Genomic DNA, 21,590 nt, shown 5'->3' with positions numbered 1-21,590 from the left:
TGGGATTTGAGAATCGGGAATCGGGAATCGGGAATCGGGATTGTCGGCAGCGTTTGGGATTGATATCGAGAGTCGCAGGTCAGGCTTCGATAGCCGGGACACGGCGAATCCGACACTCGACATCGCATCCCTAAGGAACGTCATCCCCGCGAACGCGGGGATCCAGCGACTTTCGTGCAGGTCGCGACAAAGACACTGGATTCCCGCGTTCGCGGGAATGACGAAGTGAGGGGTTCGCGGGAATGACGAATTGAAGAGTCCCCGGAAATGACGAATTAAGGCCTCGCCGCAATAACGTCACCCCACCGGCTCCACCACACGTTGCCACCCCATCCCGCGCCCTGATCCCACCAAGACCGATACCGCCGACACCCCCAAACCCCGCACCAACCGACATCCATAACAACGAATACTCGCCCCGACCCCGAGCGGCGATATGCTTGGGGCCCGAGCCGGGAGCCCTTCCCGGCGCACGATCGAACGCAGTTGCCGCGCCCGATCGCGGTTTCCCCCACTTTCAGAGCTCGCGGTTCCATGCACGACACCCTGCTGCTGTTCGGCGCCACCGGCGATCTCTCCCAGCGCTATCTGTTTCCGTCGCTGGTCCATCTGTGGCGCGATCGGCTGCTGCCGGCCGGGTTCCGCATCGTCGCGGTCGGCCGCCAGGAGTTGTCCGACGACGACTTCCGCGCCTGGCTGCGCGAGCGCATGGCCGGCGAGATCGCCGACGATCCGACCGTGGCCGATGAACTGCTGTCCAAGATCGCCTACGTCTCGGTCGATCTGCGCGACGAGACGTCGATCGCCGCGGCGCTGTCGAAATACGCCGACCGGCCGAGCGTGAGCTACCTGGCCACGCCGCCGGACCTGTTCGTGCATTGCGCCAACGGCCTCAAAGCCGCGGGTTTGCTCGAAGGCGAATCCCGGTTGGTGCTGGAAAAACCGATCGGCCGCGACCTGGCCTCGGCGCGCGAGATCAACGCCGCGCTGCGCGCGTGTCTGGACGAATCGCGGATCTTCCGCATCGATCATTACCTGGGCAAGGCGGCGGTGCAGAACCTGCTCGCGCTGCGCCTGGGCAACACCTTGCTGGAGGCGGTGTGGGAACACCGCTGGATCGAATCGGTCGACATCCTGGTCGCCGAAACCGCCGGCGTCGACGGCCGCGAAGGCTATTACGCCGGCTACGGCGCGCTGCGCGACATGGTCCAGAACCACATGCTGCAATTGCTCGCATTGATCGCGATGGAGCCGCCGGCGGTGCTCGACGCCGACAGCATCCGCGACGAAAAGCGCAAGGTGCTGCGCGCGCTGCGGCCGATGAGCACGGAGGACGTCGCGACCCGCACCGTGCGCGGCCGCTACGGCGCCGGCGTGGTCGAGGGCCGCGCGGTCAAGGGCTTCGTGCATGAGTCCACGGTCGAGACCTTCGTCGCGGTGGAGACGTATATCGATAATTGGCGCTGGGCGGGTGTTCCGTTCCGCCTGGTGACCGGCAAACGCTTGGCCGAACGCGCGACCGAAGTCGTGGTCTCGTTTCGCCCGACCTCGCACTGGCTGTTCGAACGCCCGCGCCGCGGCCGCGAACGTCCCAACCGCCTGCGCATGCGCCTGCAACCCGACGAAACCATCGAGCTGGGCCTGATGGGCAGCCTCGCCGCGCCGGAATGGGGCGCGATGGAGCTCAAGCCGATGTCGCTGGATCTGTCGATGTCGGGCTCGCCGCAGCGGCGCATCGCTTACGAGCGCCTGCTGGTCGACGCGCTGCGCGGCAACCAGACCCTGTTCGTGCGCGACGACGAAGTCGAAGCGGCGTGGCAATGGATCGACAGCATCGAAGGCGCCTGGAGCCAGACCGAGCAACCCGCTCTGGACTATCCGGCCGGCTCGTGGGGCCCGGCCGAGGCCGAACGCTTCCTGCCGCCGACCAATGGCTACAAGTCCGGCGGAGGTTCGGCATGACCGGCGCGCTGCTGGCGGACATCGGCGGGACCAATGCCCGCTTCGCCCTCGCCTCGTCCGATCCGACCGTGCCGGCGCTGTTGCCCGACAGCGTGCAGGTTTTCTCGGTCGCCGACTTTCCGTCGTTGGCCGACGCCGCGCGGCATTACCTCGACCGCATCGGCGCGAGCCCGGCCGATGCGGTGTTCGCGGTGGCCGGGCGCGTCGATGGCGACGAGGCGCGAATCACCAATCACCCGTGGGTGATCTCGGCCGAACGCACCCGGATCGCGCTGGGACTGACCCAACTGCGTTTGGTCAACGACTTCGCCGCGCAGGCGATGGCGGTGTCGCTGCTGCAACCGTCCGACGTGGTGCCGATCGGCGGCGTGCGCTGGAACGGCTGGAGCGGCGACGGCGACCGCACCTACGCGATCATCGGCGCCGGCACCGGCCTGGGCGTGGGCGCGCTGCTGCGCCGCGACGGCCGCTATTACCCGCTGCAGACCGAGGGCGGCCACGTCAGCTTCGCCCCGGGCACGCCGGAAGAAATCGAAGTGCTGCAACGCCTGTCGGGCGAATTCGGCCGGGTCTCCAACGAGCGTCTGCTCAGCGGCAGCGGCCTGGTCAACCTGCATCGCGCGCTGAGCCAGATCGCCGGCGAAGACCCCGGCCCGCTGCAGCCTCAGGACATCACCGCGATGGCGCGCGAGGGCGACGTGCGCTGCCTGCGCGCGATCGACGTGTTCTGCGCGGTGTTCGGCGCGGCCGCGGGCGACCTCGTGCTGACCCTCGGCGCGTGGGACGGCGTGTTCCTGCCCGGCGGCCTGGTGCCCAAGCTGATGCCGTGGCTGGCGCATTCGGGCTTCCGCCAGCGTTTCGAGCACAAGGGCCGGTTCTCGCCGACCATGGCGCGGGTGCCGACCCTGGCGGTGACCCATGCGCAACCGGGCCTGCTCGGCGCGGCGGCGCTGGCGGCGCGGCACGCGCCGGCGGCGGTGCCTGCGAGCGAGATCAGCGCGGGCTGAGCGGCGCTGATCGCGGCAACGCGGCAACTTGCGGACTCTGCGGGAGGGAGCTTCAGCCTCGAAGTCTTTATGTGGGTGGGGCTTCAGCCCCGACGCTTTTCGCTCAGATCGCCAAAGCAAACACCAGATCCGACGACACGGCCTTAAACAACCCCATGCGACGATGGACGGATGCTCGACGACTCCGCCCCCGTCCCGCACGATCCCGCCCTGCCTCAGGCCGCGCCGTATCGCTGGCATGCGCATCGCAGCGTCGACACCTGGATCTGGGCCAGCGCGGTGGCCATCGCGGCCGAACTGCGGCGCGATCTCGCACGGCGTTCGCGCGTCCGCCTGCTGCTGTCGGGCGGCACCACCCCGGCGCCGGTCTACCGCGCCCTGTCGCGCGCGCCGCTGGATTGGGCGCGGGTCGATATCGCCCTGGTCGACGAACGCTGGCTGCTGCCCGACGATCGCGACAGCAACGCCTGGCTGGTGCGCCAGCACCTGCTACGCAATAACGCCGCCGCCGCGCGCTTCGAAGCCTTGACCGCGCCCGGCCGCAGTCTCGAGGAAGCGGTCGCCTTCGCCAACGCGCACGCGCGCCAGAGCGCCAGCGCGGCGGTGCTCGGCATGGGCGAGGACGGCCACACCGCATCGCTGTTTCCCGGCCTGCCGGGCCTGGATCGGGCGCTGGCGTCGAAACAGCCCTATGTCGCCATCGACGCCACCACCGCGGCAGGCGCGAAGCAATGGAGCAAGCGCATCAGCCTGACCCCCGCTGGCCTGGCCTATGCGCAATCGCGCTTCCTATTGATCCAGGGCAAGGCCAAGCGCGAGGTGTTCCGTCAGGCCCTGGCCAGCGGCGATGCGACGCGTTGGCCGGTGCTGATCGGCATGCAGGGCGACGTCGGTCTGGACGTGCATTGGTGCGAGTGACGAAATGAGGCCGTGGGTGCGTGTCGACGGCCTGAGACCTCGCGACACGGATACCTGACGACATCCAACGACGAAGCCGCGACTCCCGCCTTCCCACCGATGGCAACTGCGGCGCATTCGATCCAAGCCCCTCTTCCATCCACTACTGAACCCCTCCCCCGCGCGCGGGAGAGGGGCTGGGGTGAGGGCCACCGCGCAATGCGCCGCCCTACTCCATCTCCACCACCACCCGCGCCGGCACCCGTTCGATCTTCAATTCGCCATCCACCCACGCACGTTCGCGCCCATCGACCCGGGTCTTGCCCGGCGCGCGATCGAACGGCCACTTCACCATCACACCGCCCGGCGGCGGTTGCAGGCCGGGCGACAACTCCAGCGACACGCGCTTGCCGTCGCGCTTGAATCGATAGCCCAGCGCGCCATACGGCGTGCGCAAGGCCTCGACCGACACGCCCTCGCCCTCCAGCCACGCCGCCGGCACGCCGGCCGCGATCACCAGCGCCTGATCGACATCGCGGGTGTAGGCGAACATGTCCAGCGCCGAGCGCACATAGTCCGACTCGACCCAGGCATGCGGCAGATCGCCGACGAAGAACGGTTTGCGCGGCGTGCGCGAAACCACCTCGGCCCACTGGTTCCATCCGCGCGGCTGCTGATCCTTGAAGAAGAAATCCAGCGCCTCGTGAGCGCGATCGCGCCAACCCAGACGGACGAAACTGCCGATCGTGCGCAACTCGTACGGCGTGTAGTCCTTCCACTCGCGGCGCCCGTCGCGGCGATCGACGAACTCTTTCCAATAGCGCTCGAAGGTGTTGTTCAACAAGGTTTGCGGCAACAGGCCCTGCTCGCCGCCGGGCGCGAGCGCGATCGTGGTCGAGGTCGCATCGAAATCGCCGAGTTCGGCCGCGCCGGGGATGTAGTCGATGCGGTGCTGCCGGGTGGCCGATTCGATCGAACGGTACAAGTCCTCGCGGAACTGATCGCGCGACGCCGTGTAAGCCTCGACCGCCTCGTCCTCGCCCAACCACTTTGCGATCTCGACCGCGTCCTTGTAACCGCGCAAGGCCCAGAAATTGTCCCAGTACGAATGCATCGGCTTGGCCGAATAGCCCTCGTGACTGATCGAGGCCGGCATCATGCCGTAGAACGCCGGATTCAAGGCGCGGTTCGCATCGGTGCGCTCGCTCAGCCGCAGTTCGTCCATGTAACGCACCGCGCCTTGCACGTGCGGCCACATCGCCTTGAGCAGTTCGCGATCGCGGGTGTAGCGATAGACCTCGGCGACGGTGAAGATCAGCTCACCGTGGCTGTCGTTCTCCGGCACCGGATCGCTGCCGCGGTCGTCGACGCAGCACGGCACCTTGCCGTTTTCGAACTGATACGGCGCGTACCAGCGCAGGAAGTCCTCGGCCACGTCCTCGCGGCCCATGCGCAGCAGGCCCTCGCCGATCATCGCGCCGTCGCGGATCCAGGCGCGTGCATACGAACGCGTGCCCGGCTGCAGGCGCGGGCCTTCGCGGCTGATCAGCATATGCGCCAGCCCGGTGCGCAAAGTGTCGACCACGTGCTGGCCGGCCGGCGGCACGCGCAGCTTCACCCGGTCGAGTTTGTCGCGCCACATTCGCGCGGTCGCGTCCTGCCACTTGATCGCATCGGCGGGATCGAAGCTGGGCAACGACGCGCCCGGATCCTGCGGCAGATAGATGAACACCTCGCGGCTTTCGCCCGCGGCCAGACGCATCGGATACAACATCGCGCCGGAGGCCAGACCATCGGGATCGGTCACCTCGGTCGCGGCGGACGAGGTCCGTCCCGAGCGCAGGCGCCCGACCACGTCGCCGCTTTGCAAGCTCGACACCAGCGCACCCGCCACCGGCGTCAGCGATTGCACGCCGGGATTGCCGTTGACGGTGGCCAGGCCATTGCCGACGCCATCGCGGGTCTCGTCGGCGACATCGATGCGCAACTGACGAATATGGCTGACCCCGCCGGTGGTGCTCAGGAACTGGGTCGGCGGATTGACCTGCAAGGGCCGCACCGCCAGCGCCAAGGTCAGCGCTTGCGTCTGCCTGGTGGTGTTCTGCACGCGATAGCGGGCGACGATCTGTTCCTGCCCCTCGAATTCGGGCGAAAACGCGGTGACGGTCAACTTCAGATCGCCGGCGTCCCAATGCACACTCGGGATCGGCAGATAGCCGTCCTGCAGACTCTGGGTAATCGCCACGTCGGCCCAGGTCTTGAGTTCGCGCGTGGTTCCGTTTTCGCGCAGCAACAACGGCTCGACGCTGAAACCGGCCTTGTAGACCTCGATCGCGCCGTCCTCGCCGATCAGCCCCTGCTGCAGGCCGCCGTCGGTGCCGACGATGGTCCAGTAGGGTTGCTCGCCGCTGAAACCGCGCGGATAGTCGCCGCGCGGCGCGCGCTTGGCCAGTTCCTTGACGAAATCGTTGGGCGTGGCCGCGAACGCCAGCGGCTGCACCGTCAGTTCGGCCAGACCGAAGCCCAGGCCGAGACCGCGGATCGGCACCACGCGCAGATAGCGCGCTTCGGCCTCGGGCAAGGCGATCAGATCGGTGCCGCCATCGCCGTGATCGACACGCCCCGCATTCTCCCGCCACTGCCGGCCGTCATCGGACAGATCGATGCGGTAGTCGGACGCGAACTCATCGTCGGCCCATCGCAGCACCACGCCACCGAACTCGCGCACGCGGCCGAGGTCGAGCGTCAACGCCGGCTCCGGATCGGTTTCGAAACCGGCGCGCCACGCGGTGGCCGGATCGCCGTCGATCGCGTAGTCGGCGCGGCTGCCTTGCGCGGTCGTGGTGGCGACGACGGTTCCGGTCAACGGCGCGCCTTCGTCCTTGGCCAGTGGTTGAAACGTCAATTGATCGAAACACACCGAGCCCTTGCCGCCGGCGCTGTTGTAGATCGTGAATTCGAGCTTGGCGCTCTTGCGCAACACCGGATCGGGCGCCGGCCCCCAGGCGCGGCTGATATGCCGCTGCTTGTAGACCACCGGCGTCCATTGTTTCGGATACTCGTACTTGGGCCGGTTCACCCACCACACGTTGTCGCCGCTGGCATCGACCAGCTTGAACTGCAGATCGTTGGCCGGCGAATCGCCGCGCATCTGGAACGCGAACTGGTAATTGTCCGGATACTGCAGCGGCAATTCGCGCTGCAGGCCGGCGTAACCGGACACGCCGTTGAAGTCGTAGTCCAGGCACAGCGCGCGGCCGTGGCTGCCGTCGACCGGGCGCAGGCTCGCGCTGACCTGATTGGACGTCACCACCGTCCACGGCTTGGCCGATTCGAAATCGTCGAGCACCCGCGGTTTCTGCGCGAACGCCATGCCGCTGCTGCAACACAACGCGAGCAACGACGACCAGGCCGCTCCCGCAAAAGCCTTGGCGGCGCCTGGATGCCCTGCGGCGACAACCCGCGCCACGACCGATGGGTAGCGTTCCGACATCGACTTCACTCACCTTGTTCGCGCCGCATCATCGCGGCAGACGGTTCAACCCTTGACGCTGCCGACCAGCAGACCTTGCAGGTAGTGGCGTTGCAGCACCAGGAACAGCAACAGCACCGGCACCACGGTGACCACCGAGCCGGCCATCATCATTTCGTTGTCCTGCACGTGTTCGCGCGACAGCGAGGCCAACGCGACCGGCAAGGTCTGCAGGTTCTCGTCGCTGAGCACGATCAACGGCCACATGAAATCGTTCCACGCGCCGAGAAAACTGAAGATCGCCAAGGTCACCAGGATCGGCCGCAACGCCGGCAGCACGATCTGGAAGAAGATGCGCAACTCGCCGGCGCCGTCGATGCGCGGCGCCTCCAGCAATTCGTCGGGAATCGAGCGCGCGTACTGACGCACCAGGAAGATACCGAAGATCCCGGCCATGCCCGGCACCACCGCGCCGGCATAGCTGTTGATCAGACCCATCTGCTTGAGCATCAGGAACAGCGGCATCATCGACACCTGCGCCGGGATCACCAGCGCCGCGAGCAACACCCGGAACACCCGCTCGCGTCCGCCGAAGTCGAGCTTGGCGAAGGCGTAACCGGCCAGGGTGTTGAGCAGCACCGCGATGATCGTGACCAGGGTCGAGATCAGAAAACTGTTGAACAGGTAGCGCCCCATGCCCATGCGCGCGAACAGTTCGTGGTAGTTGTGCAGGGTCGGACTGGACGACCACAGCGGCGGCGGAAACGCGCTGGCCTCGCCGGGCTGCATCAGCGAGACCGCGAACATCCACAGCAGCGGCGCCAGGCTCAGCGCAGCCAGGCCGACCAGCAGGCCGTTGACGATCGCTTTGGCCAGCCAGGCCGGCATCCCGTCGCGATTCATTCGACCCCCTTGCGGCGCGCGATCCACATCAAACCGCTGGTCGCCACCGTCATCAACACGAACAACAGGAACGCCACCGCCGAGGCGTTGCCGAGGTTCCACCACTTGAAGCCTTCCTCGTACATCAGGTACAGCACACTGACCGTGCTTTGCAGCGGCCCGCCCTGGGTGATGACGTAGGGTTCGGCGAACAACTGGAAGTAGCCCGCCAGGGTCAGGATGCTGACCATCAACAGCACCGGCCCGAGGATCGGCAAGGTGATGTAGCGGAACTGACGGCCGTGACTGGCGCCGTCGATGCGCGCGGCTTCGTACAGGTCTTCCGGAATCGCCTGCAGACCGGCCAGGAAGATGATCATGTTGTAGCCGAAGTTCTTCCACACCGCGAACAGGATGATGCTCGGCATCGCCCAGTGCGGGTCGCCTAGCCAGTCGACCGGATCGATCCCGACCCACGACAAGGCCCAGTTCACCAGGCCGTAGCGGGTATGGAACAAATAGCGCCAGATCACCGCGACCGCGACCACCGTGGTCACCACCGGCGCGAAGAACGCGGTGCGGAAGAACGGCTTGAAGTAGCCGAGCTTGGAATGCAGCAGCAGCGCCGCACCTAGCGACACGCCGATCGACAGCGGCACACCGACCACGACGAAATACATGGTGTTGCCGAGCGCGCGCCAGAACAGCGGGTTGTTGAGCAGGTTGATGTAGTTGTCGAAGGCGACGAAGCGCAGGTTGTCGATATGCGCCAAGGCGTAAATATCGAAATCGGTCAGGCTCAGCGCCAGCGCGGCCAGCACCGGCAGGCCGAAGAACAGGCCGATCACGGTCAAGGCGGGCGCGGCGAACACCCAGCCGGCGGTGGACGGTTTCATCCGCCCTCCTTGCCCGCGACGGGTTTGCCCGCGACCGGCGCGACCGTGGGTTTGATGGTCTGGTGATCGAGCATCCAGCGGCGCTTTTCCAAAATGCGGTCGGCGCGACGATCGAGCTCTTCCGCCGCCTGATCCACGCTGACGCGCCCGTTGGCCAATTGTTCGCCGACCAGTTTGATCTCGGTCGCGATGCGCTCCCACTCCGGCACTTTCGGCGCCGGCCGCGCGCGTTCGAGCTGATCGCCGAATGCGCGCGCATACACGTCATTGGCCAGGGCCGGCGTGGCCCAGGCGGCGCGGCGCGGCGGCAGGTTACCGGTCAGGCCGTGGAAACGCACCTGCACTTGCGGTTCGGACAGGTACGAGATCAGTTTCCAGGCCGCGTCCTGGCGCTTGGAACTGCGGAACAGCACGAAGCTGGCGCCGCCCGCGACCGAAGCGCCCAGGCCGTGTTCGCCCGGCAGCGGCATGGTCATCCACGAGGCCTGTTGGTCCGGCGGCAGGCGTTTCTTGAATTCGGCGATGTTCCAGGGGCCGTTGACGTAGAAACTGAAATAGCCGCGGCCGAATTCGTTCCACACGTTGGCGATCTGGGTGTTGCTGGCCAGCGGCGCCCACTTGTTGTCGAACACTTCGCGATAGAAGCTCAGCGCGCGCTTGAACCCCGGGCTGCGGAAATTGCCGTAACGCCCGTCGTCGCGCAGCAGCGGATCGGGCGACTGGATGCCCAGGTTCAACAGCGGCTCGGCTTCGTTGAGCGGCAGCAGCGCGGCATAACGGTCGGGACCGACCTCGCGCTTGATCGCGGCCATCGCGTCTTTCCATTCGTCCCAGGTCTGCGGCGGCCGGGAGATTCCGGCCTGCTTGAGCAGATCCTGGCGATAGAACGGCAATCGCGTTTCCACGTACCACGGCACCGCATACACGGTGCCGCCGATCACCCCGGTGTCCCAGGCGCCGGCGAAATAATCGCGGCTCTGCAAGCCCGGCGTCTGCGCCAGGCGCGGATCGAGCGGGATCAAGGCATCGAGCAAGGCGAACTCGGAGACCCAGGTATTGCCGATCGCGCACACATCCGGCAAGGCATCGCCGGCGAACGCGGTCAATAGCTTCTCGTGCGCGGCGGTGATCGGCAGTTGCTGCACTTCCACCCGAATGCCGGGATTGCGCCGCTCGAACTCCGGGATCAGCTGAGTGACGACTTCGCCCTCGTAGCCCATCGCCCAGAACCGCACCAGTTCGCGCCCATCGTCTCGCCGCGAGCAACTGCCGAGCAGCACAACCGCGCATACGAGAATCGAACCTCGCAACCACCCGTAGCCCGCGCCACCACCAAGCCCACCGCGAAACAGTTCCCCCCTTTGCAAAAGGGGGGCTACGGGGGATTCGCTTCTAGCAACAACGTCGCGAGAACTCCCAGTGGGCAAACGCCGCCTGAGCGAGCCCCACAGCGCCCGCACACGCCCGGCCGCATAAGCCGCCACCACGCTCATGCCGTCATTCCGGCTTCGGCGCATTCTGCTTCACCGGCGCATTGGTGCGCCCGGAGCGCGACTCGGCTTCGCCCAGCGCGCGCGCCGTGGCCGGGTCCATGGTGCCGGCCGGCCGGGCATTGGCCTTCGCCGCGCCCTCGCCCGCCTTCTTGTCCTTGCCGTCCTTGCTGTCCTTTGCGTCCTTGCCCTGCGCATCCGCCGGCGTCAGCCAGCCGCCCTTGAACCCGGCGCGCTCCAGGCCGCTGCGGATATAGGGATTGCGCTTCATCACGTTCCAGACGAATTCGTTGCGGTAGTTGCTGATCATCGCCAGGATCGGGCCCTGATCGATGCCGATGTAATCGCTGGCGACCCAGCCGTGATCGGGCACCAGGCGTCCGGTCTTCAACGGAATGTCGTAGTTGAAGCTCGGATTGAACGAATCCAGGAAGCCGTAGCTGGAATAGATGTACTCGCCGTAACGCTCGTGCATCGCCACCGTGGTCGGAATCACGATCTCCGGCGCGAACGGCAAGGACGCGATCGCCGCGGTCGGGGCGATGGTGCCGTCGTCGAAATTCTCGCGCAGGCCGGCGCCGCGCGCCGAATAGTGGCGGAACTGACGCTGCTCGCCGCGGTATTCCTGCAAGGTCTGCTGCGGCCCGTCGCTGGCGGTCAGGCCCCACAGCTCCGGGCCGTAGCCTTCCCACTTCATCGGGTTGGCGATCGCATACGCGCGCTGCGCGTACGCGGCGCGACGGCTGTTCTCGAAATAATCGATGCCGCGTTCGCGAATGTACTCGTCCTGGATGCCGCGGAAATCGATCCAGACATGGCTGTACTGATGGCCGAACAAGGGACCGAAGGCGAGGAATTCCTCACCCTGATACACGCCCCACACGTCGTTGTAGGTGCGCGTCCACACCGTCCACGCCTCCGGCTCGACCGGATGCGACGGCGAACCCAGCGCCAGCACGTACAGCAGCATGGCCTCGTTGTAGCCCATCCAGTCGTGCTTGATGAAACCGCTCTCGGGGAACCAGCCCATCGAGATCAGCGGCTTGTTCTGCTGCAGCCAGGTCCAGTCCACGCGCTTGTACAGCGTGTCGGCGATGTCGCGGATTTCCTTCTCGCGCGGGTCGTCGCGATCGTAATACGACTGGGTGAACAGCACGCCCATCATCAACAGGCCGGTGTCCACGCTCGACAGCTCGACCCAGCTGTTGAAACGCTCGCCCTTCTGCATGTCGAGGAAGTGATAGTAAAAGCCCTTGTACGCGCCCTTGCCGGTCGGCTGCGGGCCGCTGGGCAGGTCGCGCAGGAATTTCAATGTGGTCAGGGTGCGATCGACCGCCTGGGTACGATTGACCCAGCCGCGCTCGATCCCGATCGGATACGCGGTCAACGCGAATCCGATCGAGGCGATGCTAGCGAACGGCCGCGACGGATAACGGTCGGGCGTCAGCCCGTTTTGTTCGTTGGTGGTGTCCCAGAAAAACTGGAACGTGCGTTTTTCGATATCGCGGAACAACGGCGGCAGTTCCAGCCGTTCCTGCTTGAGCGGTTCGATCACCACCGGCTCCGGACTGACGATGGGCTGGGTCTGCGATTGCGTCTCGGGTTTCTTGCATGCGGACAAAGCGAGCAACAACGTGCTCAGAACAGCGAATGAGACTGCACGTGTTGTCGGCTTGGCGCGTTGCATGAAACTGGAAACCCCTGTGTTGTGGTTGGAACCGAATGCCGGTGACGCTATCTGTGACCGGCGAAGCGGGCCATGGTTCTTTGCCGATGCCGGCCGTCCGCGAACGGACGGCCGGCATGTGGGTTACCAGCTGAAGCCCATCGACAGCTTGAACGTGCGGGTCGGCAGGATGATGCCGTCCTGGTGATCGCCGAAATTGGCGTTGGGCGCGTTCAAACGGCCGGCGAAGGTGTCGTACTGGTTGTAGTTGCGCGCGTCGGTGACGTTGAGCACGTCGCCGCGGATGCGGAACTTGATGCCGGCGCCGGTATCGAACTCCTTGGTTACCGCCAGATCGAGCTGCTTGAAGCCGATGGTCTTGTCGGGCTTGAACTGATCGGTGAAGCAGAAGTTGTCGTTGGGACCGGACTGCGAGCAGTTGACGAAGTAGTAACCGGTCGGGCTGGCCAGGGTCATCTTGCCGGAGAAGGTCAGGCCCCACGGACCATCGTAGATACCGGTCGCGACCAGGCGATTACGCGGCACGCCCTTGGCGTCGTGCCAGCCGAACCCGGACAGGTTCGGATGATCGAGCGAGAACGACTCGCCGTTCTCGCGGTTTTCCTCGGCATCGGTGAAGGTGTACGCGAGCGTCACACCCCAGCCCGACTCGCGCGTATACGGCTTGTCGATCTTGACCAGCAGCGAGTTGGCGCGGGTTTCGATGCCGTTGATGCCCAGGATCAGGGCGCGGCCGAATCCGGGAATGCCGGCGCCGAACGGCGCGCCCCACACCGCGTCGGGCGCCGGATAGAACGAGCCGTCCGGATTGCGATTGCCCAGCACGAACGCGAAACCGTCCTTGCTGACGATGCGCGACACGCCGATATCGGTCTGCCATTCGGTCTCGCCGATCATCACCGCGTTGCGCATGCCCAGGCTGAACTGATCCGAGTACGGCGTCTTGAGGTCGTTGTTGAGCAGGAACACTTCGCGGCCGGTGTTCGGATTGGCGGCGACCAAGGCTTCCAGCGCCTCGCGGCTCAGCAGCCCGGGATTGAAGGCCAGGCAGTCGCCGACACCCGGCGTGCACGCATGACCGGGCTGGTTGAACCGGAACGAATAGGTCGGGAACGTACCCTTGGTGGTTTCCAGCTGCAGATTGTTGAAGATGTTGCGGTCGTAGGCGCGACCGGCACCGCCATAGATCACATGCCGCTGGTCGGCGTTGAGATCGTAGGAGAAGCCCAGGCGCGGCTGGAACGCGTCCTTGAAGTTATCGCGTTCGCGGCCGGTGCTGATGTAGTCGTTCAGATCGACGCCGCCGCGCGCCAGGGTCTGGCGATAGGTCTGCCCGGACGGCGCGCGCGGATCCTGGCTGTTGAGCGCATTGATCACGTCGTTCGGCGTGCGGTAGTCGGTGTAGACGTCGCTGGTCTCGTAGTCCCAGCGCACGCCGAGGTTCAAGGTCAGCTTGTCGTTGACCTCCCAGTCGTCCTGGATGTAGATGCCGAACTGCTTGTTGTTCGACTTGACGCTGCCGTCGGCGATTCCCGGCAGACCGGCGCCGAAGCGCACCAGGTACGGCGAAGCCAGATCGCCGTTGATGTCGTAGAAGAACTGCGGGTTGAACGGAATCTGCTCGGTCGCGCTGATGTCGATGGACTTGTACTTGATGCCGGTCTTGATGGTGTGGCTGCCGTGCCACTGCAGACCGGTGAAGGTCAGATCGTCCTGGAACGAATAGCCCTTCTGTGCCTTGTTCTGGAAATTCTCGCCGGGGCCGGCGTTGAGCACGCGCTTGTCGCCGGTCGAGTTGATGTCGGCGCGGGTCAGCACGTAGCCGTTGCCGAACGAATTGGCGCGCGGGTTGTAGCTGGCGTCCTCGTAGGTGACGTGGGCATCGTTGAGCCAGCCGTCGCCGGTGTACTGGTAACGCAGGTCCAAGCGCTTGTCGCTGTTGTCCTTGGCGGTGCCGAACGGAACCGTGCTGATGCCGTCGACGCCGGTGATTTCGGTTTCGTCGCGGTACTTGCCGGTCAGTTCGAAATAGTGGTTTTCGCCGACGGTCAAGTCGACCTTGCCGAAGTACAGGTCTTCCTTGAACGGCGCGTTGACGCCGCCGACCAGCGACTGGAACTGCGCCGGCAACTGCGCGGCGGTCACGCCCTCGCCCGGCTTGATCGTGAACGGCGTGTTGTATTCCTTCGCCTCATAGGCGACGAAGAAATGCATCTTGTCCTGGATGATCGGGCCGCCGAAGGAGATGCCGTACTGCTCTTCCTTCGAGTCGGTCTTCCTGCCGGACTTGTCCTCGGCCGGAGTCGGCGAACGCCACTTCTCGGAGGTGTGGTCCCAGAAGAAATCGCCGTGGAATTCGTTGCTGCCCGAACGGGTCACCGCGGTGATCGCGGCGCTGCTGAGCTGGTCGAACTCGGCCTTGTAGTTCGAGGTGATGACCTTGTACTCGCCGATCGCCGACTGCGGGAACGGATTGCCGCGGGTGTCGTCCTGGCCGCCGACGCCGCCGGGCAGCACATAGTTCTTCTGGCCCACGCCGTCGATGTAGACGTTGACGCCGTTGGAGCTCTGCGCGCCGCTGCGGATCGAGGTCGAGCCGTTGCCGGACTGCACGAACTGCACGCCCGGCACGGTATCGGCGAAGGCGAGGAAGTTGCGCGTGCCCTGCGGCAGCGATTCGATCTGCTTGTTGGAGATGTAGGTGGCGTTCTCGGAGGTGCGCACTTCGGCCAGCGCCGAGGACGTCACCGTGACCTTGTCCAGATCGGTCGCCTCGCCCGCCGGCGCGGTCTCCGCGACGCCGCCGGTCGAAAGATTCAAGGTCGCCGACTGGCCGACCGCGACGGTGACGTTGCGGGTATTGCTCTGGCCATCGGCATTGACGTCGATGCGGTAGGTGCCCGGCGGCAGGCCGGCCAGGGTGTAGTTGCCGTCGGCGGCGGTCTGCACCTTGCGCACCAGGCCGCTGGCGGTGTTGGTGGCGGTCACGCTGGCATTGGCGGCGGGACCGGCGTCGCCGCTGATCGTGCCGCGAATGGTCGCGGCGGTGCTTTGCGCCAGGGCGACCGGCGCGGCCATCGCCAGGCAGCTGGCGAGCGCGCAGGCCAGCAGGTTGCGGCCGGTGTCGAAGCGCAAGCCGGATCTGGGGCGGTGCGGGGTTTGCGGATTGATCTGATTCATGAGCGTTCCTCCCTCCAAGGAGCACGTACTGCAAGGTTGCGTGGTGGTGCGGCTGTTCTGGTGTAATCGCTTACACGCGCGACCAAATTTTTTTCGACGCGATCAGGCACCGCCCCCTCGGCGAACTCCCGACTCGCGCACGATCAATTCCGGCCGCAACGGCTCGCTACGCCGCGGTTCTTCTGGGTTGTGTTGCGATTCCTGCACGCCGGTGTCCGCGCTCAGTCGCGTCAGCAGCAGACGCGCCGCGCGGGCCCCCAACTCGGCGATATTGACCCGCATGGTCGTGAGCGTCGGGTGGACGTAACGGGCCAGCGGAATGTCGTCGAATCCGGCCAGGGCGATGTCGCCCGGCACGTTGACACCCGCTTGTACGAACGAAAACAGACAGCCCAACGCCATCATGTCGTTGGCCGCGAACACCGCATCGGGCCGTTGCCCGGCGGCGAGCAAGGCCTGTCCGGCGGCGTGGCCGGAGGCTTCGTCGAACGCGCCCGGCAGCACCCACTCGGACGAATCCGGCAGCAGACGCGCGAGCGCTTCGCGGTAGCCGCGCAGGCGCTCGTGGGCGTCGAAATTGTCTTCGGGGCCGGCGATGAAGGCGATCCGGCGATGGCCGCAGGCGATCAGATGCTCGGTCATGGCCTGGGCGCCGCCGTAGTTGTCCACGCTCAGCGACAGCACGTCCGGCGATGCGTCCTGGGTGTTGATCAGCACCACCGGCAACGCCGAGGCGAGTTCCTCGACGATCGACACCTGCGCGGCGGCATACGGCGACATCACCAGCAAGCCGTCGACCCGGCCGCGCATCGCGCGCAAGGCGGCGACTTGTTCGTCCGGTCGGCCGTGATAGCTCGACACCAACAGATGCAGACGGTGTTCGCGCGCGACCAGATCGACGCCGCGCACCAGTTCGGAAAAGAATTCGCCGTGCAGATCGGGCAGGACCACGCCGAGGGTGTGAGTGCGCCGGCTGCTGAGGCTGCGGGCCGCGGCATGCGGCGTGTAGCGCAGGTCATTGGCGACCGCGAGCACGCGCCGACGCACGTCCTCGGCCACGTTGCCGTGACCGTTCAAGGTCCGCGATACGGTCGCCACCGACACTTGGGCCGCGCGGGCGACATCTTTGATCGTCACGCTCACCACTGTCCTGGCCGCCCCTCGCGGTTGGAAAGTGGGACGACTGTAAACGTTTTCAGGAAGGAGTGTAAAGCGCTTGTTATGTAAAGCGCTTAGGGCGTCCGCGCTGGACCGCGGCGTGCTGCGATGCAGCACGAAGTGCCGTCATGGTCGGCAACAAACACGCCATGCGCTGTGCAATGGCGTGCTCGGTGCGCTCTGTCGATGCGCATACCGAGCGCATGCCGACGCGAGCGCGATCGTGTCACCGTCGGCGATCGCAGGCTCCGACCGACGTCGCATTCCGCGCATCGCCCCGCCCGATCCAACGCTTACGACCGCGCCGCTTCCTCGGGCGTATGCGCGCTGATCGACAGCGCGTGGATGTCGGTGGTCATCAACTCGCCGACCGCCGCGTACACCGCGCGATGGCGCGCGATCGGAGCGAGTCCGGCGAACGCCGCGCTGACCACGGCGACGCGGAAATGCCCGCGCCCGTCCTGGGCGCCGGCGTGACCGGCATGACGATGGCTTTCGTCTTCGATCTCCAGCGCGGTCGGCGCCAACGCGGCCTCGATCGCCGCGCGGATCGCGGCGACGCGCTGATCGCGCGGCAAGCTCACGGCAGCACCTTGCGGAACGGGCGCACCTCGACCCGCTCGTACACGCCGGCGGCGACATACGGATCGGCGTCGGCCCACGCGCGCGCGGCCTCCAGCGATTCGAACTCGGCGACGATCAGGCTGCCGCTGAAACCGGCCGGACCCGGGTCTTCGGCATCGATCGCCGGGCACGGGCCGGCGAGCAGCAGACGGCCTTGATCGCGCAACGCGGTCAAACGTTCAAGATGCGCCGGGCGCGAAGCGCCGCGCTTGGGCAGCGCGTCGGGGAAGTCGTAGCCTTCGATCAGATACCACATAAGCCCTCTTCGCGAGGCGTCGCGCGCGGCGGCGCCCCCTGTGAATTCCAGCGATGGCGGCCGCCATCGTCGCCTGCGTCAGGCGTGCTCATGATACATCCGCATACCTCCGTGCTTGCGCGTCGATCCGGACCGGATCGGCCGGCTCGAGGCGTCATCGCAAAGGCAACGCACACGTCGCCTGTTGGTCGTCGTGGACGAATGCAGACACCTGCGACGTTACGATCGCATCGATCGCAAAAACAAACGGCCCGCATCGTCACGATGCGGGCCGTCGATAACGCGAACGCGCGAAAGCGGCTTACGCCACCATCGACTTCGCCTGCTGCGGCTGCTGCGCCGGCTGCTGGGTCTGCTGCGGCACGTCCTGCTGCAGCTTCTGGGTCGATTGCTCGATCGTCTGCTGGGTCGCCTGCTCTTTATTGACGAAGGCGCGATGGCTGGCCGGGTTGCCGAGATCGCCCTGCACCGCGAACAGGCCGGTGCCGTTGGCGTTCGGCACGACGTGGTCGATCTTGTTCAGACCGCTCACGCGCGCGTCGTAGGTCAAGGTGGCCGCGGCGCGTTCGAGCGCGGCGTGGTCCTTGAAACCGGCCTGCGGGCCGAGCTTCTCCAGACCTTCGACCGCCTGCTTGTACATCGCGTTGTTCGGATGCGCGGCGTCCGACAGCAGCGGGCCGCGCACGGCCGGATCGACGTTGCCGGGGGTCTTGGCGTCGGCGGTCTTCGGATCGGCGTGCGGGTGGGCGTGATCGGGCTGTGCGGACTTGAGCGCCTTGAGCGTGTTCGGGCCGGCGATGCCGTCGACTTCGAGCTTGTGGTCGCGCTGGAAGGCTTCGACCGCTTCCTTGGTGTGCTTGCCGAACTTGCCGTCGGTGCCGAGCGCATTGCCCTGCGCGTCCTTGTAGCCCAGCGCATTGAGCCGTTCCTGCAGCGCCTTGACCTCGGGGCCGTGCTCGTCCTTGCGCAGCACGCCGTCGGCCATCGGCGCGGCGGCCGTGGTCGAACCGGCGCCGCCCGGGCTATGCACGTTGCGGCCGTTGCCGGAGACGTTGCTGACCTGGGTCTGGCCGGTGGCGTTTTCCTGGTGCGGCGGACGCTTGTCGGTGGTGATCGCGCCGTTGGCCATGTCGCGCACGTAGCGCTCCATCTGCGGCAGGTAACTGGTGTTGATATCGATGTGGACGTGCTTGCCGAACGCGTTCGGGTTGCCGTTGTTGAAGCCGCTCTGGATGCCGAGCGGCTGGCCGTACTCGACCTGCTGTCCGACCTTCAATTCGGTATTGCGCAGGTCCATGTGGCGGTACTGCGCGATCATCTCGCGGCTGGGATCGTTGGCCGGCTTGTCGTAGATCTGGACGACGCCGTCGCTGGGGTCGATGCGGCCGATGTAGCCGTTGGCCACCGCCGGCACCTTCACCGCCGACGAGTTGCCGGCCTGCAGCACGAAATCCTTGGACACGTAGTAATCGCCGTCTCGCGAGACGGTCGGGGTGCCGGCGTAGTTGCCGAGCAGCTCTTCGCGCTCGCCGTTGACCGTGCCGTAGACGCGGCCGCGTTCGTTGCCGCGGCTGGGGTGGTGACGCTCGATGTCTTCGTAGTCGTGGACGTGCTGGACGCCGCTGCCGACCGATTCGACGATCTTGTAATTGGGCATCGTACTTCTCCTTGTCGATGAACTTCAGATTTGGGCGTGCGGGCCTGCGATGGAGTCGAGACCCGCGTTGCTGCGACTGCGTGTGCGCTGGAAATGCGCTCTAGCGATGCGATCTAGGGGATCGGTACGGCCCCGCCTGGGTCGAGCAGGCGGGACAGGATCAGCGCAGCTGCTGGGTGAGTTGCCAGCAGCCTTGCTTGAATTCGAATACGTAGGCTTCGGGCTTGCCCAGGGTCTTGGTCACTTCCTCGTCGGGCGAGAACTCGGCCTTGACGAAATCCACGCGCATGCGGTCGCCGCTGAGCGTGCGGTCCATCTTGACCCGGGCGAACTGGCCGGCGTCCTTGCCCGGTTCGTTATACGACCACTGGTTGTCGACCATCGCGATCCGGAACGGGCCGGGCGGCTCGGAACTCAGCACCTTGTTCGGGTCCTTGATGTCGCGGACCTCGACGTTCGGCGCGCTGTAGGCGGCGCGTACCGGCGCTTCATAGACGAACTGCTCGAAGAAGCTGGCGAAGCCGTCTTCGCTCTTGGTGCAGGCTTCCGCGGGCAGTTGCACGGCCGGGGCCGCGGGTGCCTCAGTGGACGCGGCGGCGGTCGGCGCGGGCGCTGCAGCCGCGGCCGTTGCAGGCGCCGCTGCGGGCGCGGCCGGTGCCGGCGCGGCGGGTGCCTCTGGTGCAGCGGCTTTACAGGCCGTCAGTGCCAACACCAATACGGCGAAGGCGGTCCTTGCTGGTTTCATGGTGCGTCCCCGGTCCCTTATTTACCCCAGACGTCAGTCTAATGCGGTTGCGGACAGATTTCGCCGTCGGCGCGGCGACCGGCATCACCGGCCGAGCAACGGTCGACCGCCCCGCCGCGCCGGCCGAACCCGACCGATCCGGGCTGAACACCCGCCCGTTGCGGACAGCCGCGCCGGTCGCGCCATTCATACCGGCGCTGGACACTGCCGCCCCCAGCCCTTACCCTAAACCTCAATTGCCGTCAGGCCGGATGCAGCAAGCCCCGTCGCGACCGGAACCCCACACCGTCGCCACGTCCGCACCCGTACTTCCCCGCACATCATCGGTGCGCCAGTACGCAGTGCATCGCTGCAGAGCACCGGTCCGCGCCCGCAACCCCCTTCAGTCTTACGCCGCCACGCCCCGCGTGTCGGGCAGGCCGGGGCCGTTCGGGCCAAGCACCCGCCTTTTATGAGTGGTCCGTAGCACCCGTAGGGACGCTTCGATCCGGTCTTGCACGACCGGACCGCGTGCGTTCCGATGCGGCCCGGCGCCGCATGCATCGTCGCAACAGCAGTGCCCACGGCCCGGAGGGGCCGGTCTCGAATGACCAACGAATCCGCGCTCGCCGCGAACCCAGCCAATGCGGAGCCCACCAACGCAGGGCCTAGCCCGGGCCCGACCGCGCCTCAGCAGCAGGAAATGCCGCTGGCCGTGGTGCATGGCCAGCCGGTGCTGCAGATTCCGCAGGACCTGTACATCCCGCCGGATGCGCTGGAAGTCATCCTGGAAGCCTTCGAAGGCCCGCTCGATCTGCTGCTGTACCTGATCCGCCGGCAGAACCTGGACATCCTCGACATCCCGGTCGCCGAGATCACCAAGCAATACGTCAACTACATCCAGGCCATGCACGAAATGCGTTTCGAGCTGGCCGCCGAATACCTGGTCATGGCCGCGATCCTGGCCGAGATCAAATCGCGCATGCTGCTGCCTCGCGCGCCCAACGAAGAAGGCATCGAGGAAGACCCGCGCGCCGAGCTGGTCCGCCGCCTGCAGGAGTACGAGCGCTTCAAGCAGGCCGCCGAAGACATCGACGCCCTGCCCCGCCAGGACCGCGACACCGTGCCGGTGCAGGCCTTCGTGCCGGACCGGGCCTCGGTCAAGCTGCCGCCGCCGGTCGACCTGAAGGAAATGCTGCTGGCCCTGCACGACGTGTTCAAGCGCGCCGAGCTGTACACCCAGCACGCGATCAAACGCGACGCGCTGAGCGTGCGCCAGCGCATGGGCGAGCTGCTGACCCGCATGAGCGACGGCGTGTTCCACCGTTTCGAATCGCTGTTCACGGCCGAGGAAGGCAAGCTCGGGGTGGTGGTGACGTTCCTGGGCCTGCTGACCCTGGCCAAGGAACAACTGATCGAGATCGTCCAGGAGCTGCCCGACGACGCCCATTCGGGCGCGACCAAGCCGCCGGCGCCGATCTACGTCAAGTCCCTGGCCCTGATGAAGGACCCGGACGAAATCGAACTGAGCAGCGAGTTCGACGACGCCGCCAACGACGACGACCGCGCCTCGTGATCGCCCGCGCCCGACTGTCCGCGTCGCGGACCTCGCCAGCGCCCGGCGCACCATCGCCACCCGCAGCATCCCGCTCGTCCGCTTCAAGCCAGAAGGGCCGGCGCTGATCCGCCACCCACGAA

At 66.3% G+C, this 21,590-nt stretch carries 15 protein-coding genes; 4 read left to right on the top strand and 11 right to left on the bottom strand.

Going from position 1 to position 21,590, the window contains the following annotated elements; genetic code table 11:
- The first annotated feature begins 534 nt into the window (after positions 1-534).
- The 3 genes from zwf to pgl all read left to right on the top strand — a co-directional run bounded on the left by zwf (position 535) and on the right by pgl (position 3,887).
- Positions 535-1,962, top strand: a complete 1,428-nt coding sequence (gene zwf / locus AC3A4T_RS08080; protein ID WP_487674909.1) for a glucose-6-phosphate dehydrogenase — start codon at positions 535-537, stop codon at positions 1,960-1,962.
- On the top strand, positions 1,959-2,969 hold the full coding sequence (glk, locus tag AC3A4T_RS08075; protein ID WP_487674908.1) for a glucokinase: 1,011 nt from the start codon (positions 1,959-1,961) through the stop codon (positions 2,967-2,969). The genes zwf and glk overlap by 4 nt, the downstream gene beginning before the upstream one ends.
- Positions 2,970-3,140: 171 nt before the next feature.
- Entirely contained in the window at positions 3,141-3,887 is a 747-nt protein-coding gene (pgl, locus tag AC3A4T_RS08070) for a 6-phosphogluconolactonase (RefSeq protein WP_487674907.1), read from the top strand.
- 208 nt (positions 3,888-4,095) lie between these two features.
- Here the strand turns inward: pgl and AC3A4T_RS08065 are convergent, their stop codons facing one another.
- The 11 genes from AC3A4T_RS08065 to AC3A4T_RS08015 form a co-directional block, all read right to left on the bottom strand.
- A complete protein-coding gene (locus tag AC3A4T_RS08065; RefSeq protein WP_487674906.1) occupies positions 4,096-7,239 on the bottom strand; it encodes a discoidin domain-containing protein in 3,144 nt (1,047 codons plus the stop codon).
- 165 nt (positions 7,240-7,404) lie between these two features.
- On the bottom strand, positions 7,405-8,241 hold the full coding sequence (locus AC3A4T_RS08060) for a carbohydrate ABC transporter permease (RefSeq protein ID WP_036112987.1): 837 nt from the start codon (positions 8,239-8,241) through the stop codon (positions 7,405-7,407).
- A complete protein-coding gene (locus AC3A4T_RS08055) occupies positions 8,238-9,116 on the bottom strand; it encodes a carbohydrate ABC transporter permease (RefSeq protein ID WP_487674905.1) in 879 nt (292 codons plus the stop codon). The genes AC3A4T_RS08060 and AC3A4T_RS08055 overlap by 4 nt, the downstream gene beginning before the upstream one ends.
- Positions 9,113-10,426: a sugar ABC transporter substrate-binding protein gene (locus tag AC3A4T_RS08050; protein WP_487674904.1), complete on the bottom strand. Its 1,314-nt coding sequence runs from the start codon at positions 10,424-10,426 to the stop codon at positions 9,113-9,115. The genes AC3A4T_RS08055 and AC3A4T_RS08050 overlap by 4 nt, the downstream gene beginning before the upstream one ends.
- Before the next feature lie 187 nt (positions 10,427-10,613).
- On the bottom strand, positions 10,614-12,293 hold the full coding sequence (locus AC3A4T_RS08045; RefSeq protein WP_487674903.1) for a glucoamylase family protein: 1,680 nt from the start codon (positions 12,291-12,293) through the stop codon (positions 10,614-10,616).
- 123 nt (positions 12,294-12,416) lie between these two features.
- A complete protein-coding gene (locus AC3A4T_RS08040; protein WP_487674902.1) occupies positions 12,417-15,473 on the bottom strand; it encodes a TonB-dependent receptor in 3,057 nt (1,018 codons plus the stop codon).
- Between the two features lie 102 nt (positions 15,474-15,575).
- Entirely contained in the window at positions 15,576-16,616 is a 1,041-nt protein-coding gene (locus AC3A4T_RS08035; RefSeq protein ID WP_487674901.1) for a LacI family DNA-binding transcriptional regulator, read from the bottom strand.
- A 308-nt stretch (positions 16,617-16,924) separates the two neighbouring features.
- A complete protein-coding gene (locus AC3A4T_RS08030) occupies positions 16,925-17,209 on the bottom strand; it encodes a BolA family protein (RefSeq protein WP_036113238.1) in 285 nt (94 codons plus the stop codon).
- Positions 17,210-17,211: 2 nt separating this feature from the next.
- Positions 17,212-17,511, bottom strand: a complete 300-nt coding sequence (locus AC3A4T_RS08025; protein WP_487674900.1) for a YciI family protein — start codon at positions 17,509-17,511, stop codon at positions 17,212-17,214.
- 301 nt (positions 17,512-17,812) lie between these two features.
- A complete protein-coding gene (locus AC3A4T_RS08020) occupies positions 17,813-19,168 on the bottom strand; it encodes an XVIPCD domain-containing protein (RefSeq protein WP_487674899.1) in 1,356 nt (451 codons plus the stop codon).
- Between the two features lie 160 nt (positions 19,169-19,328).
- Positions 19,329-19,730 (bottom strand): hypothetical protein, encoded by a 402-nt coding sequence (locus tag AC3A4T_RS08015; RefSeq protein WP_487674898.1) that lies wholly within the window; start codon positions 19,728-19,730, stop codon positions 19,329-19,331.
- A gap of 769 nt (positions 19,731-20,499) precedes the next feature.
- Between AC3A4T_RS08015 and AC3A4T_RS08010 the strand changes: the two genes are divergently transcribed.
- Positions 20,500-21,468 carry a segregation and condensation protein A gene (locus AC3A4T_RS08010; RefSeq protein WP_487674897.1) on the top strand — a complete coding sequence of 323 codons (969 nt, stop codon included), beginning with the start codon at positions 20,500-20,502 and terminating at the stop codon, positions 21,466-21,468.
- The last annotated feature ends 122 nt before the right edge of the window (positions 21,469-21,590 follow it).

The sequence above is a fragment of the Lysobacter sp. Soil_N_51 genome (genome assembly GCF_057655755.1).
The sequence above is the reverse complement of the archived record's forward strand: the minus strand, read 5'-3'. Positions and strand labels throughout refer to the sequence as shown.